Consider the following 16,281-nt stretch of genomic DNA (forward strand, 5'->3'; position numbering starts at 1 on the left):
AACCAAAAAAAGGACACCTCCAGCGATCCTTCCCCCCGCAAGGCCAAAGGCCAACCTCGCGGGAAAAAGATGGCCACCGCACCTACACCACCACTCGCGATTGAAGTAATATATACTCTCTTTGTAGCTTATTTATTCTAATCCACTATTATGGCTTCAAAATCAAATTCTTTTACTCGAAATTTAGAGTAAATCATGTAGTCATTCTTTCTTGTATAAGGAAAGCTGAACATAGAAGGTTGTTCCTTTATCTGCTTCTGTTTCAAACCAGATCTGCCCACCAGCATGTTCTACACCTCGTTTAGCTACAGCCAGTCCAATACCAGAACCAGAAGTTTTGGTACTAAAATGAGGTAAAAAAACTTTTCCCCGAATAGAGTCCGGAATACCTGATCCATTATCTTTTACAGATACCATTACATGTCCATTAGGACAGACAAGAGCTACTTCAATACAAGGCGTACGCCCTTCTGGCACCGACTGTATTCCATTTAATATCAGGTTAGTGAAAATACGTCCCATCAATTGAGCATCTCCTTTCACAACAAAAACGCCTTCCGGAATTGAAATCTCAAAGCAAATTTTCGGATCAGAAATATATAATTCTGTAATCTTTCGTAGAAGAGCAGCTACATCAAACTGTTCGTCTTTGGGTATAGGCATTTTGGCAAAAGCAGAAAAAGATGTTGCTATATCACTGAGCGTATCTACCTGATCCAGCAATGTACCAATGGATTTTTCTGCACGCATCAATGCCTCTGGTTCCTGTCGGGAGAGTGTTCGTTGCAGATGCTGTAAAGTAAGCTTCATGGGTGTCAGAGGATTTTTGATCTCATGTGCTACCTGCTGTGCCATTTCTCTCCATGCAGACTCTTTCTCACTACGACCTAAAGCCTCTTTACTTTCTTCCAGATTGCGTAACATGCGGTTGTATTCATGTACCAGTAATCCTATTTCATCCTCTGACTTCCACTCCAAAGGTTCGTTTTCTTCTTGCAAAGATGTTTTTCCTAACTTCTGTGTGATAAGGTTTAAGGGAACAGTAAGAATACGTGAGGCAAAGTAGGAAAGTAATAAAAATCCAAGGAAGATAAAGGTAAATATATTCAGAATGGTGGCTAACACAGTCCCGATTTGCTGATCCAGTTCTGCTTTGGAATCAAAGAAAGGAATGCTGAGAATCCCTTGCAAGTCTTTACCTGAAGCATCCCGAATAGCCACATAAACAGCATTATACTGCAAGTTGCCCAAAGATTCACTCAATTGCTGACTCAGATAATTTTGTCTGGCAATAGCATGCCATGCCTGACGATTGATATAGGGAGATAACAATTCATCATCATAGATCTGTCGTTGACTAGATAACATAAGTTCTCCATCCCGATCAAAAATACTGACGTCTGATCGGGTATAACGAGCTAGTTCATTGATTTCTGGCTCGTACGTATCTATATTCACTCCTTTTTGCCACAAATCATCCAGCCGGAAGCGAAGCTCTGTTGCGATATTCTGTGCTACATCCAGATAAGACTGTGTCAGATTCTCCCGATAGTTAGCACTTAACAGACTTACTGTAATCACACTTACTGTAATCAGCGGTAAAAAGAATGCCAGGTTCAGGTATATCTGAATACGGGTAGCAAACCCACTTCGGGCATAAGGCGTCTGGAAAAATAAGATGTAGAAAATAACATACACACCCACTATCAGCACCAGGATCAGAAACAGAAAAGAGAAGTTACTGAAGATACTGGCATACTTGTATTTTAAGGCTGAGACTACAACTACTCTTCCATTGTCGTTCTTTACCCCCACATGCTGATAAACATCTGTTACCAAACTACTTTCAAATAATTCTTTACTATGCAGACGTTTGGTATTGAAATACTTTTCATAGTTATACTCTCCTTCATGGTATACCAGATTATCACGATCGTAAATGGCATAGCTATATGTACGAGCAGCAGGAGAAGCAACAAATCGCTTATCCAGTAGCAATCCGGGAAAAACATTGGTTGGAACTACTCTTTTTTGCTGAAGATCCAGTACAATGAATCCAATGATTGCACTTTGCCGGATAATCGTAATCAGACTTACGTACTGTTTGATGACAGAACCACCCATGGAGGGCATAAAATACAAATGGTCGTAGGTTGTCCCATACACATATTTTCCATTCTCCATACGTTGGAAATTCACCACATAATCAGCGTAACTCTGCGGGTAATCATCTCCTTTTAAATTTAAGCCATAGGGATCAAAGACACTGATTTTTACATCGTATCTGTCAAAATAACTTCCCAGGTAGCGTTTGACCTTCTTTATAATGTCATTTTTAGAGATAAACGGTCCAACAAAACGGGATTGTATAAATTCATCTTTGCGAACATCATCAGCTACACCATTCAATAAATATTCTCCCAACGGATCATTTTCAGACAATAATTGATTGGCAAAGTCTCGCTTATCTGTCAATCGCTTATCCAGTTCCATTTCATATATTGCCCAGGCACCTAAAGCAGCACATAAAGCGGCTGTCAGGAAAAAATACAACGAAATCTTGTAAGTCAGTTTTACCAGTAAACGGGACAACTGGAAATAATAACAAATAAGTAAGTACAAACTACCACCTATAAGTATCTCCGGATGCAATTCACCCATAAACCAGGCAACAACATCATAGAGGCTAACAGCAACTGCCAGTGCTAAAAATAATGCATACCAGGATAACCGAAATGGCATCAGGATACGAACAATCAGATAAGAACCTAAAAAGAATAAGATGGTATTTAGTACGAAGGTAACCAGTGCCAGAATTCGTGGATCAGGAAAATGAATACTTTCTGTAATATCCAGGCTAATCTGCGAGTAATGAGATAAAGTCCGAATAAATAAAAAATGAACAGTTAACAAACCAAAACTCACAACCATCAATCCTACAGTCAACATCCATTTAGAACGTTGTGGCAGTTGTAGTATTAATTTACAAGTCTGAGACCGAAAAAAATATCGAATCAGATAAGTAACCAGACCAAGGGCTGTAAAGCAGTTTAATAACAAGTCTCCCAATGAAGGAGTATAACGGGACGAGGCGTAGTACCTGGGATTAAAAAACTCTGTTTCAATCAATGCATTGGGAATAGAATACCGAAGCATCAAAAATCGCAACAATAACAGATAACCAGCTAACAGACCAAAACCTATTTCGTATCGGAAAGGTGATGGATGTAAATGTATTTTTGAGAGAAAGTTTTTAAGCCATACAGCACCCGTTATAAATGCCATCAGAGCTACAGAAAAGAGTATAAAAAATGTTTTTCTCTGAGATTCGGGTACTTGTTCGGGCAATTCGAGAGAAAACAGATATACTGCGTCCGGAGAATAGATATTAGCACCGTTACGGGATAGCTCTGTTCCAAGCTGTACATTGGAATAAGGAATGATCCGGTGGTTGAATCCTTCCTGAAGATAATCGTTTTCTATTTTAAACCGACGTTGCAGAGAAATCAATGAAAATATCTCAATATCATCGTTTACCCACTTAAAGGCTCGCTTGTTCACAAGAAACTTTCCTGTTTTCAAACTCACCAAACGTGTTTTCTGATCACTCGCCAACTGGTTATACTGTGGCACCAGGCGATTATCTGACCAATATACCAGATTACCTTCTTTAAAAATGCAGAATGGATGAGTAGGAGAAACATCAAGAACAGCAGGGCCTGGAAGCTTTTTCCGCATATATTCTTTTTCTATCTCAATCTGCTCCTGCTCAGTTCTGGCAATCTCCCGCCAAACCTGAATACGGAGTGTTTCTACTTTTTGTCGGGCATCATCATGATAATAGGCTTTATAAAACCAACTCAGGCCTACAGCTAGTATGAGAAGCACCAATACTAAACTATAGGTTCGCAGGATATTCCAGAACTTTGTATGCATTCGAAGTATTTTCACAAAAGTAGAGGTTTTACAAAATAAAACAGTATTCACGATCTCTCCGCAGTCTGGCACTCTTACATACTTTTGCACAAACCGCTTGCCAAATTACTCGTCCTTCGCCTTTAAATAGAAAGCTAACTTCTTTTATACAGAAAAGAAGCATGAAATGCATTAACTTTCCACCTCAAATAACATTGACTGTTGCAGAAAAGGAAAAGACAACATGCTATCTGAAAACTTACAGGAGTATTTACCCGATACGAATGAACCACATTTCTATATTCTGGAAGGACACGTACTTACAACGCTTACTTCTACAGTGATTGAAGCACATAGTAGTATACATCCCCCCATTGATACCCGAGGCTTTTTTGATCTTGTCCCAACTTCCATATCGCTAGATTCCGCTTCGTTTTCTCATCCATTAATTGCTCAGGTTACTATTCATCAGCAAACGAATGATATCATTGCGCGTTGTACCTGTAACCACTCAGAGTCTTCATTGTGTGAATCGCAGAGACAAGTACTGTATAATCTAGTGAAGAGAGATGAACTTCGAATCTTCTTTGATGATAAACTACGTCACACCCGAATCCGGCAAATTGCTATAGATTATGGTCTGGAACAAGTAACTAATCTGGATAAATTCTTCGAACTAGAATATACAGGCAGAGATGTTTCTATCAAACCACGCATGAAAGAACTCTTTCCAGTAAATGAAACCAGCCAGGCAAATATATTGGAGCAGTTATTCTCCAATCCAAAATCTATTCTCTCTACTACTACTCATTCGGCAGTTAACGCAAAATACATTGTTGTACTTCGTAAACACAAGTACTATGACCATCTGACTGTAGAATTGCTTAAAACAGGAGTAACCCGTGAGGGTAAAGTAAAAAGTCCTCTGGAAAGTATTAATCCTCTGGATCTGTTATGGACCACCAATCAGACAGATGAGTTACGTTTTTATACAGCTATTGCCAAATTTCAACACAACTACGATTCCAGCAAATCGGAAACAGACATAGAAGGTCTGACAGCACTGATTAAGAATCCATTGGAGTTGGATTTCTTTTACCATGATGCCAATGTATCCAGTCAGATTAATGCCAGTTCTATAGTCCCTATCCAGCTAAAGGTAATGACTTCTGAGATGCGTTTGTCAGTTGATCAGAAGGGAGAGTTTTTTGAAATCACAGGCCAACTTGTATTGGAAGAAAGAGCTTATGCATTAAAGACCCTGCAAATTAAGTATGACTACTTTATTCAAATAGCAGATACACTCTATCTTATTGCTAATCCGGATCTGTTACGACTAATCAGCTTTTTCAAAAAACACCATAATTCTCTGATTGTCCATCAATCCAGATATGAACGTTTTCGAGAGACTATCCTTTCCCGGTTGGAAAACCAGATTCAAATCATTTACTCGTATGTAAAACCGGCGACTCCTCAGCAACTGGCACTACATAATTTCACGAATGCACCTGAATACCTTATCTATCTGTCAGACTGGGAAAATTATGTACTCATTACTCCAGTGATCAGATATGGAGAAGTAGAGGTGCCTGTACTTTCGAAAAAGCAAATCTATTCACTCGATTTGTTGGGTAAGCCGTTTATGGTTGACCGAAACGAGACAATTGAACGCTGGTTTACTGCCATTATATTCCGACAACATCTGGACTTTATGACTCAGGCAGGAAAAGACTTTTTCTTCCTGCCCAAAAAAGACTTCCTCAATGAAGACTGGTTTCTGGATGTATTTGAAGAATGGACCAATCAGAATATTACAATATTTGGCTTCAATGATATAAAGAACAATTCTCTCAATCAGAACAAAGCCAAAATTTCTATCCTTGTAAACAGCGGTATTGACTGGTTTGATACGACAGTCACTATCCGTTATGGAAAAGAGAAGGTTTCACTAAAACATTTGCTTCAGGCAGTTCGTAACAAAAGTAAATTTGTACAGTTGGGAGATGGCACGCAAGGCATTCTTCCTCAGGAATGGATTGAGAAGTTAGCTTCTTATTTCCAGGCAGGTGAGGTTGTGGACGAATCCATTCGAACAGCGAAGGTGAATTTCTCCCTGATAGAAGAACTCTATGATGAGGATATGTTGTCCGCTGATGTGCAAAACCAGCTCAAAACATTACGATCCAGAATAGCTCATTTTGATACTATTGAAACAGTTCCTGTTCCCCATGATTTGCAAGCAACCCTTAGAAGCTATCAGCATCAGGGATTAAACTGGTTACACTTTCTGGATGAATTTGGATTTGGAGGTTGTCTGGCAGATGATATGGGATTGGGAAAGACAATTCAGGTTCTTGCCTTTATCTTATCTCAACGGAATAAAGTAAAGCAAAATACGAACCTGGTAGTAGTCCCGACTTCTCTTATCTTTAACTGGCAGGCAGAAATTGAAAAGTTTGCTCCATCCATTCAGGTATTGACATTGCATGGAGCATATCGTATCACAAATCCCCGGCAGTTTGATGCCTATGAAATTGTTCTCACTACCTATGGGACTCTGTTGTCAGACATTCGTTTTCTGAAACATTATTCATTCAACTATGTGATTCTGGATGAATCCCAAGCCATTAAGAATCCGGATTCGCAACGATATAAGGCAGTACGTATGCTACAATCCCGAAACCGGATTGTACTGACAGGCACTCCTGTTGAAAATAACACCTTTGATCTATATAGCCAGTTGTCTTTTGCCTGCCCTGGATTATTGGGCACACGTCAACGCTTTAAAGATATCTATGCAATCCCTATCGACCGGTTTAAAGACAGTCAGAGAGCACGGGAGTTACAAAAACGAATTCATCCGTTTATATTACGGCGCACTAAAAAGCAAGTAGCCCATGAACTACCTGAAAAGACAGAAATGGTGATCTACTGTGAAATGGGAACTGAACAACGTAATCTGTACAATGCGTATACCGATGAGTTTCGCAATTTCCTTCTGACAAAAGACGAAGGCGACCTTACCAGGGAAACTATGCACATCCTACAGGGGCTAACCAAACTGCGCCAAATTTGCGACTCACCTGCACTGCTTAGTGATGAAGCCTATTATGGAACAGCCTCTGCAAAACTGGACGCATTATTGGAAGAGATTGAGAATAAGTCCCCCTATCATAAGATACTTGTATTCTCGCAATTTGTAACCATGCTCGACTTAATCCGAACAGAATTGCAAAGCAGAAATATTTCTTTTGCCTACCTTACCGGACAAACTCAAAACCGAGCTGAACAGGTAGAGACTTTTCAAACAGAGGACAATGTCCGTGTATTCCTGATCAGCATGAAGGCAGGTGGAATAGGACTAAATCTGACTGAAGCTGACTATGTTTATCTGGTTGACCCCTGGTGGAACCCTGCTGTAGAGAATCAGGCTATTGACAGGTGTTATCGTATCGGACAGAAGAAAAATGTAGTGGCAGTGCGACTGATTTGTCCCAATACCATCGAAGAAAAAATCATGAAATTACAGGAGACGAAAAAGGATCTGGTTGGTGATCTGATTAAAACAGACTCAGATATGCTGAAATCCCTTTCACGTATGGATCTATTGGCCCTGCTTGGTTAATAGATCTGTACTTTCTATTTTTCGGGTCCTGCAGGCAATCACCGTACAAAAGAATATGTATAACGAACTTATCCTAAATAATATAGCTAAACACATCCATCTGGAAGCAGATGAGCAGGCACATTTCATGAGTTTGCTTCAGCCACTGAAACTTAAGAGAAAACAAATTCACTTGTATCGGGGAGAGGTTTGTAAACACTCGACTTTTGTGCTCAGTGGTTGTATGCGTGGCTATACTACGGATTTCAATGGATTTGAACACATTCTTAACTTTGCTCCTCCTGACTGGTGGATAGCAGATATGTATAGCCTTATCAGTGGACAACCAGGGCATATTACTATTGATGCTATTGAAGAAACAGAGGTCCTTTTGTTAAGCAAAGCAGATCAGGAAAAGTTATACATTCAGATACCTCAGTTTGAACGATTCTTTCGAATCATCACAGAAAAATCGCTTGTCAGCTACCAGGAACGGACGCTGGAAAATCTCAGTATGACAGCTCAGGATCGTTACCTACGTTTTTGCAAGCGGTATCCAACCCTGATCAATCATATTCCGCAGAAATATATTGCCTCCTATATTGGAGTTACTCCTGAGTTTTTAAGCAAAATGCGGAATGATTTGTTGAAGCAAAACAAGTAAGGATAGTTATAGTAAATCAGCACATAGATTATACAAAATGCTATTATAAACCACCTTTCAGGTAAGCCCATCCTTGCTCCTGCTTAAGGATTACTTCAACTACACCCGAAGGAACGGTTTGTCCAAAGCTAAGACACTGGTTTTATTCAGTTTCCGGCCATGCAAGGTATTTTCACATAAATATTGTCTTGCTTCAAACTATCTGGTGAATGCAGATGTTCCTTTGCAATTAATCTACTACCTTCCTTTACATGTAGAAGCAAGGTTCCAACCCATATACTAATACGTAGTGCAATGACAAAAATCCCCATGCCGGCCAATACAAAAGACTGGCAGCTCGTTGCATTATTTGTTGCAAGTGTTGCTCCATTGTATAGTAAATGTAATGGCTTTTACTATTAGTGAGGAAGTTTTTCACGAAGTAAACCATATACCCACGTACCAGCAATAGCACTGAGTAATGTTATAATCACAACACCAAAACCTGCCCCAATCTGAGCAAACAATGGCCCGGGACAAGCTCCTGTAATAGCCCAACCCAAACCAAATATCAATCCGCCAAAAATTTGTCCCTTATTAAATGTCTTTGGATGAAATTGTACTTTCTCTCCCTGCAAAGTTTTTATATTTAACCGCTTGATTAGCAGGACAGATAACATACCTGTTACCACTGCTGTACCTATCACCCCATACATATGAAAGGAGTTCAGACGAAACATTTCCTGAATACGGAACCAGGAAACAATCTCTGCTTTCACAAAGACAATTCCGAAGATAGCTCCAACAATAAGATATTTCAGATTAGAGAAAATAGTTTCTTTTTTCACCTGTTCATTAGGCGCTTCACATTCTACAGGATGAGGATTGACATATACTTTTTCTCCTTTCTCAGGAAGAATTACAAACTCATCTGCGTGAGGTATTTTTACTGACTTTTCCATAATTTGCTATACAAAGTTGTAAGAGAGGATCTATTTAGTTTACCCAATTCATGATATATGGCAACAAAAGCTGAGTCATAGCAAAGCCACCCACCATAAAGGAGATGGTCGCTATCAGTGATGGCCATTGTAAATTGGACAGACCCATTATTGCATGTCCGGATGTACAACCTCCTGCGTAGCGTGTTCCAAATCCTACCATAAATCCTCCGATTACAAAAAACACCAGACCCTTCGCTGTCAATAGATTATCAAAACTGAAAATATCTACAGGCATCAGCCCTGAAAAATCTTTCACTCCTAATTGTTGTAAAGTCTCCTGTGTATTCGGGGAAATTACAATGGCATCTGGGTTAGATAAAAAGTAGTTACCTATAAATCCACCAATCAAGATTCCGGCCACAAAAAACAAATTCCAGACTTCTTTTTTCCAGTCATATTTAAAAAAAGGAATGTTTGCTGGTATACACGCCGCACAGATATGTCGCAACGAAGAAGAAATCCCAAAAGACTTATTGCCAATCAGTAGTAAGGCAGGTACAGTGAGTCCAATCAAAAAACCAGCAATGGACCAATGCCAGGGGTGGCGAATCAATTCTAACATACTAAAAACAAAATTTTGGTTAAGTAAGATGTTTATTATTTACTTATGCTTTGCGCTATTCTGATTTGTTATTTCAATGTGGAGGGACACACGTACTCTGTTTTAGATATGTTGGTTTGTGCAATGGCTTTAAATCCCCCCGCTACATCAATAATATTGTCATATCCTCTGGCTTTGAGAATCGAAGCAGCAATCATAGACCGATACCCTCCTGCACAATGAATATAGGTAGGTTCTGTTTTGGAAAATTCACCCATATGCTCACTCAGATACGCCAAAGGCACATTCTCAGCCCCTTCCATATGTTCTGCTTCATACTCACTTTGCTTACGTACATCTTTTACCTGTAAAGTATCGCCTTGTAAGTTACCCTTCTGAAAGCGGGAAGCAAACTCATCAGCAGAGATTGATTCAATCTGATCAATTTCTTTTCCCGCTTGTTTCCATGCCTGTATTCCTCCCTGCAAATAACCCAAGGTATGATCATAGCCTACTCTGGACAAACGGGTAACTACTTCTTCTTCTCTGCCTGTTTCCGTTATCAGCACAATGGGTTGGTTGATGTCAGTGATCAGTGTTCCTACCCAGGGGGCAAAATCGCCGTCAATGCCAATGTTGATCGAATTGGGAATAAAACCGTCTTTAAATACCTGAGGCTTTCGAGTATCAAGAATTAAGGCATGTTGTTCGTTGACTACCAGCTCAAAAGTATCCGCATTCAGCGGAGTCAACCCTCGTGATACCACCTTTTCTACACTTTCATATCCTTGTTTGTTAAGCTGTACATTCTGAGGAAAATAGTAAGGAGGAGGCAAAAGTCCATCGGTTACCTCTTTGATAAACTGTTCTTTGCTAGTGGCTTTCAGGGCATAGTTGATTTGTTTCTGATGTCCCAGCGTATCAGACGTTTCCTTGCTCATATTCTTACCACAGGCACTGCCTGCTCCATGGGCTGGATAGACAATCACTTCATCAGGTAAAGGCATCAGTTTGGTATGCAATGAATCGTGCAGATACCCTGCCAGATCTTCCATTGTCAAACTTGATTTTTGAGCCAGATCGGGACGACCTACATCACCAATAAAAAGCGTATCTCCGGTAAAGATTGCCTGATAGTTGCCTTGTGAATCAATCAACAGAAAACAGCTCGATTCCAGGGTATGTCCAGGAGTGTGCAGTACCCGAATGGTGAGTTCTCCGAGTTGAAACTGCTGATTATCTTGTGCAATGATGGCTTCAAAAGCAGGATTGGCATTGGGTCCATAAATGATAGAGGCTCCGGTTTGTTTGGCTAAGTCCAGGTGACCAGAAACGAAGTCTGCATGAAAGTGGGTTTCAAAAATATATTTGATTGTTGATCCATTCCGTTTAGCTCGTTGCAGATAAGGTTGTACTTCCCGCAAGGGATCAATTACAGCCGCTTCTCCCTTGCTTTCGATGTAGTAGGCCCCCTGAGCTAAACATCCTGTATAGATTTGTTCGATTAGCATATTTTTATATTTATAGTATTCGATGTATTGGATATAAAATTAAGATTTACTATAGACTCTGTCAGTGATATATGTTACACAGAAGCTTTATTTATAAAATTATCTAAAAATCAATTCTTTGGAAAGAATATAAACCCCCATGATCAATACAAACCATCCAAAGGTTCTTTTTAATTTTTCTCCGGCAATGAATCTGGACATATAGGAACCTACAAAGATACCCACTACAGAAAGAGCCGTAAATTCAAACAGAAAGGGCCAGTTAATAGAGATAGCTGCTACGTTACTGGCAAATCCTATCAGAGAGTTAGCAGCAATGATGAGCAATGAAGTTCCTACTGCCATTTTCATAGGAAGATGTGCAAATAACACCAAAGCCGGAATGATCAGAAATCCACCTCCAGCACCTACTATTCCCGTAAGTATACCGATGGCAACACCATATAATCCAATCAATGGATAATTAAAGGACACTTGTATAGATTCTGTTACCATCGCTTTACGGCCCCTGATCATGGATACAGATGCCAGCAACATAACCAAAGCAAACAGCAGCATAATCGTCAGATCCTTAGACACACTAAATCCTGAGATTTCAAATAATACGTCAGGAACCAGAGGCAGAAGATAGTGACGGGTAAGCCAGACAGTTAGAAATGAGGGGACAGCAAAAATCACAGCAGCTCTGTAATCGACCAGAGAACGTCGCATGTAGTTCAACGACCCAATCAGTGATGTAATGCCAACAACAAATAGAGTATAGGAAGTAGAAAGAACAGGATTGATATGAAGCAGGTATACCAGCACAGGAAGCGTAAGTATACTACCTCCTCCCCCAATCAATCCAAGACTGACACCTATTAGTATAGAAGATAAGAAACCAAAAACATCTGTGATTTGCATACTTTTGTACAAAAGAAAGTTAATAGCACAAAAGTAGACTGGCTTAGATTCCGGTTCAGTGATATATGTTACAAAGGCGCTTCTTTTTTACAAAAGTTCTATTCGATTACGAGCCAGCTTTACTTTACCCATCTTTTCCAGCTGTTTAAGTAATCGGGAGATTACTTCTCGGGAAGTAGCAAGTTCGTTCCCAAGCTCTTCATGCGTCACATTAAATACCTGGCAATTGTATTGTTCTGACTTTCTTTTTAGAAGTAGCAATAATCGTTCATCCAATTTATGAAAAGCAATCTGATCAATAGCCACTAATAAATCATCAAAACGCTGCTGATACGTACTAAAAACATATTGTTTCCAGGATCTGTATTTCCCCATCCATTCTTCTATTTTGTCAATAGGGACCAATATTAGCTTGGATTTTTCGTCTACGATAGCGGTAATTTCACTCTGTTTATGATTCAGACAGCATGTTAATGACATAGCACAAGAATCTTTTGCCCCCAGATAATATAACAACGCTTCTCGTCCATCCGCATCTGACCGAAGAATCTTAATTGAACCACTAAGTAAAATAGGAACAGAACGAATATATCCTCCTGCATGCATCAACACTGTACCAGCTTCTACCTCCATAAACTTTCCTACCTGAGATAATTCCTGTAGAAGTTGTGCTTCAAATACTCCTGTAAACTGTTGCTGCATTAACTGTGTTTCTGTAGAAGATAATGACATTTATCTATACGCGGTGGTGTGAGATATTAGATGTTGTTTCTCTGCTTATTTCACTAAAAATAATGGAGATAAATAGTATAACAATAATATCAAAATAAAATTCAGGATGTAGAACAGATCAGAAATCTGATAGATATTTTACGTTTGAAGCTGTTTAAACAAATTTTAAAGAAGCAAAAAGAGTAGATTTTGGAGCGAGACGAGCGTATTTTGAAGGGGCATAGCCAGCGGCTATGGGCCGAAAAATAGGTGAAGGCGCAGCCCAAAAGATGCCTTTGTAGCCTTTACTAATTTGTTTAAACAGCTTCTTTATCAGACTTCTGATAAAACAATGAACGAATTGATATTGGATAAAAATTTATCTGCCTATACTGATGATCAGAAATCCAGTAATTGTTCGCTACTATCAGAAAACGGATGAAGCTTTATTAGTATCAAAGTTCTGATGGTTGCAAATAATTATCAGAACTTTGATAATCACTCTTTTCTATCATTTTTCTGATAGTTACGAATCGAGGTAAATTAGCTTGGGGAGCAGTTTTGGGAACAGTCCACTTCACCTCTACAGTCAGTACCCTATTTATTTCGGATGTGGTAAAAGAAGTAGTGCTTTATCATGCCACTCACCTAATTAGCACATTGTAATAAAGTAACAATCATATCTCCTGATATACAGTTAAGTACAAATACATTACCCATCAAAATCATACCTCTGTAATTTAGCCTTTCCCTTATTACAATATAGACTCTGTAGAATACTTATGTTTGTGTCTCTTCTATAGAGATAGTGTATCCATGTTCTTATTGTAGGACAGTATTGTATGAGATCAATAAAAGCTATGAAAACCGTATTTAGAGCCCTTATTTTACTTGCATGTATTCCAGCATGGATAGCTTGCAGATCTACCAATGGATTAACTTTGAACGTAAATGAACCTGCTCCTATCTGGATGCCTCCTCATTTGAAGAAAGTAGGTATCATTGGTCGTACTCAGCCATCAGAGCAAACCAGAGCCATTGATAAGGTAGATCAGGTCTTGTCTATAGAAGGAGCCAGACTAGATAAGGAAGGGGCGAAAGAAAGCATTCGTGGATTAGCAGCTGATCTGGAGAAAAACAACCGATTTCTTTTAGTGAAGCAATTGGATAAACCTGAACTCACAGGACCAGGCATGGATGTATTTCCTGCTCCTTTAGCATGGGAAACTGTCTCTCAGATATGCCAGGAAAATCAACTGGATGCATTGTTTGTACTGGAGTTTTTTGACACCAACTCCAAGATCAATTATTCTGCTACACCTATCACCTTAAATGGCCCACTGGGAGTAAAAATTCCAGCTGTTGAACATCAGGCGACTATGCTTACTTCCATAAAAACAGGGTGGCGCATCTATGACCCACAAAATAAAGTGATCATTGACCAGCATCCTATGTCAAGGCAAATGACCAGTGTGGGTAAGGGCATTAATCCTGTAGCAGCTGCAACAGCACTGCTGGAGCGAAAAGAAGCTGTGAAACAAACCAGTTACCAGATTGGTCAGGTATATGCCACTAGTTTACTTCCTTACCAAATCCGGGTATGGCGCGAATATTATGTACGGGGTACCGACTCATTTAAAGTAGGCAAACGCAGAGCACAAACTGGTAACTGGGCAGGAGCAGCAGAACTGTGGGAAAGAGAAACTCAACATCCCAAAAACAAAGTAGCAGGCAGAGCCTGTTACAACATGGCGATCAGTAGCGAAATCAATGGCAATCTGGATCAGGCAATAGAATGGGCAGGGAGAGCCTATACAGACTACAAAAACCGTTTAGCGCTACGTTATCTGAATGTACTCAAACAAAGAAAAGCACATGTACAGGAAATAGAACGACGTCAGACCGCTGATAGCCAGCAATAAGAAGATCTATACCTATTCTATCTACACAAAAGCCACCTAAACTTACTAGAAGGTGGCTTTCGCACTTACAAAATATAGTACCAACTAATGCCAGTCATACCCACAAAACCGACATTGTTGTGCCAAGGGAGTTCGTGCCAATGCCCCACATTGGATACAACAATTAAAATGAATTTTGTCCAGATCCTCGTTCAATATTCGCTTGATCCAGTTTTGAATGAAAGTATCATAACCATCTTTCATTAATGCAGTAACCTGCGGTACATTGATTCTCAATGCCTCAATTCTATCTATATAGAGAGATCCTGTTGGCTGATAGGCTTTTAGCCTAGGATCGAGTGAAAAATTACGCCAAGCGGCATTTTCGCTCAGTGTCATCAAGTTGGTATAATTAGTTAACAGATAAGAAACAACCTCTTCTGTAGTCTCAAAGTTTTCATCCATGTTGTTATGTATTCTTATAATCTGAATTGGACAGAGATATTTCTCTCTTTCAAAGCATAATGAAAATCATCCATTGTCTTTTCGGTTATATCTTCATCAAACGTATCTACACATAAAGACCCACAGTAATATCGGAATCTATCTCCACCAATAGTTATTGTTACATAATTGCCAGACTGAAAGAATATCCAGCCAATTCCCTGTATACATAATGATCGATATATCTCTATATTCTCAATCTGATTCAGCTTATAGGTCACAACTTTGGTGAAAGGAAAGTTAGGATTGATAACCAAAAGTTTGTCAGTAGTAAATACAAATGTATTGTTTAGATATCCGCATACTACATACCCTAGTAAGAAATACATACAGAGATAGTGCCAGTACATGTCTATTTTTATTAACAAGAATATCGATAAAGGTAATAGTATAAGAAAGCCTAAAGCCAGATAATTTAAAGTTGATTGAATAGGGCTATAGAATATTTCACATTCTGCAAGTTGATATCCTTCTTTTTGAAGGATCTTATCAACTCTATGATCTTTTAATTTAAAAGAAATACCGTTTAACATGTATGAGTCTTTTGCAAAGAAACAGTACAGTAAATTTATTATTTTGCTAACTCATCTTCTATTTTAATCAATGAAATTTCCACAAACACCGGAAGATATAGAAAATGAAATTCTGATTTCATCAGAAAAAGCCCAAAACTTTGGCGACCTTAGAATAAGACAATTCATCAAAATCTTACTGCTTATAAAAGACCAGGAAATTATTGTAGAAGGAATAATAAGGATCTTTGAAAACACCAATAACTTCTTGGCCCAGGAGTTTGCCGGAAAAGTTTTAGAAGAAATAAACCCAAAAACTCATAAAGACCTCAAAGAAGTATTGACACGTACAACTAAAGAATGGAATGTGAGTGTTGAGCAGCTACCTATCTGGTTACAAATCAATTATGGCTTACCTAAACTACAAGAGGTACTTGAAGAGCATGACGCACTAAAACTTGACCCAAACAAGATTAGGACTATACGATACTGGTTAAATCTAAGACAGACCATTGTTTAAGGACTGTAAGAT

General features: G+C 39.1%; 12 protein-coding genes. 4 read left to right on the forward strand and 8 right to left on the reverse strand.

All coding sequences use genetic code 11. The annotated features are described in order from the left end of the window. Nucleotides 1–201 precede the first annotated feature (201 nt). Nucleotides 202–3,951, reverse strand: coding sequence for a sensor histidine kinase (locus QNI15_RS21545; RefSeq protein WP_314033436.1), 3,750 nt, complete (start codon nt 3,949–3,951; stop codon nt 202–204). 208 nt (nt 3,952–4,159) lie between these two features. On the opposite strand from QNI15_RS21545, the gene QNI15_RS21550 reads away from it, so the two are divergent. Together QNI15_RS21550 and QNI15_RS21555 are read left to right on the forward strand one after the other, a co-directional pair. After that, nucleotides 4,160–7,540, forward strand: a complete 3,381-nt coding sequence (locus QNI15_RS21550) for a DEAD/DEAH box helicase (protein WP_314033437.1) — start codon at nt 4,160–4,162, stop codon at nt 7,538–7,540. A gap of 55 nt (nt 7,541–7,595) precedes the next feature. Then, nucleotides 7,596–8,183, forward strand: coding sequence for a Crp/Fnr family transcriptional regulator (locus QNI15_RS21555; protein WP_314033438.1), 588 nt, complete (start codon nt 7,596–7,598; stop codon nt 8,181–8,183). Nucleotides 8,184–8,581: 398 nt separating this feature from the next. Here QNI15_RS21555 and QNI15_RS21560 read toward each other — a convergent pair whose 3' ends face one another. From QNI15_RS21560 to QNI15_RS21580, 5 genes are all read right to left on the reverse strand, one after another. Further along, the gene (locus QNI15_RS21560) at nt 8,582–9,124 is read right to left on the reverse strand and encodes a DUF6691 family protein (protein WP_314033439.1); all 543 of its coding nucleotides are present in this window, start codon (nt 9,122–9,124) and stop codon (nt 8,582–8,584) included. Nucleotides 9,125–9,158: 34 nt separating this feature from the next. After that, the gene (locus QNI15_RS21565; RefSeq protein WP_314033440.1) at nt 9,159–9,728 is read right to left on the reverse strand and encodes a YeeE/YedE family protein; all 570 of its coding nucleotides are present in this window, start codon (nt 9,726–9,728) and stop codon (nt 9,159–9,161) included. A gap of 68 nt (nt 9,729–9,796) precedes the next feature. Next, entirely contained in the window at nt 9,797–11,218 is a 1,422-nt protein-coding gene (locus tag QNI15_RS21570; protein ID WP_314033441.1) for an MBL fold metallo-hydrolase, read from the reverse strand. A gap of 99 nt (nt 11,219–11,317) precedes the next feature. Further along, nucleotides 11,318–12,121 carry a sulfite exporter TauE/SafE family protein gene (locus tag QNI15_RS21575; protein WP_314033442.1) on the reverse strand — a complete coding sequence of 268 codons (804 nt, stop codon included), beginning with the start codon at nt 12,119–12,121 and terminating at the stop codon, nt 11,318–11,320. 87 nt (nt 12,122–12,208) lie between these two features. Then, nucleotides 12,209–12,853 (reverse strand): Crp/Fnr family transcriptional regulator, encoded by a 645-nt coding sequence (locus QNI15_RS21580; RefSeq protein WP_314033443.1) that lies wholly within the window; start codon nt 12,851–12,853, stop codon nt 12,209–12,211. A gap of 839 nt (nt 12,854–13,692) precedes the next feature. Between QNI15_RS21580 and QNI15_RS21585 the strand changes: the two genes are divergently transcribed. Then, entirely contained in the window at nt 13,693–14,754 is a 1,062-nt protein-coding gene (locus tag QNI15_RS21585; RefSeq protein WP_314033444.1) for a DUF6340 family protein, read from the forward strand. 84 nt (nt 14,755–14,838) lie between these two features. On the opposite strand, the gene QNI15_RS21590 is transcribed toward QNI15_RS21585, so the two are convergent. Beyond that, the gene (locus QNI15_RS21590) at nt 14,839–15,198 is read right to left on the reverse strand and encodes a hypothetical protein (protein WP_314033445.1); all 360 of its coding nucleotides are present in this window, start codon (nt 15,196–15,198) and stop codon (nt 14,839–14,841) included. Nucleotides 15,199–15,212: 14 nt separating this feature from the next. After that, entirely contained in the window at nt 15,213–15,566 is a 354-nt protein-coding gene (locus tag QNI15_RS21595) for a hypothetical protein (protein ID WP_314033446.1), read from the reverse strand. Nucleotides 15,567–15,840: 274 nt separating this feature from the next. Here QNI15_RS21595 and QNI15_RS21600 point away from each other — a divergent pair, with 274 nt between their 5' ends. Then, complete coding sequence (locus QNI15_RS21600; protein WP_314033447.1) at nt 15,841–16,269, forward strand: hypothetical protein; 429 nt, start codon at nt 15,841–15,843, stop codon at nt 16,267–16,269. Nucleotides 16,270–16,281: the final 12 nt, after the last annotated feature.

Origin of the sequence: Xanthocytophaga flava, assembly GCF_030068545.1 — a bacterium.
Taxonomy (GTDB): domain Bacteria; phylum Bacteroidota; class Bacteroidia; order Cytophagales; family 172606-1; genus Xanthocytophaga; species Xanthocytophaga flava.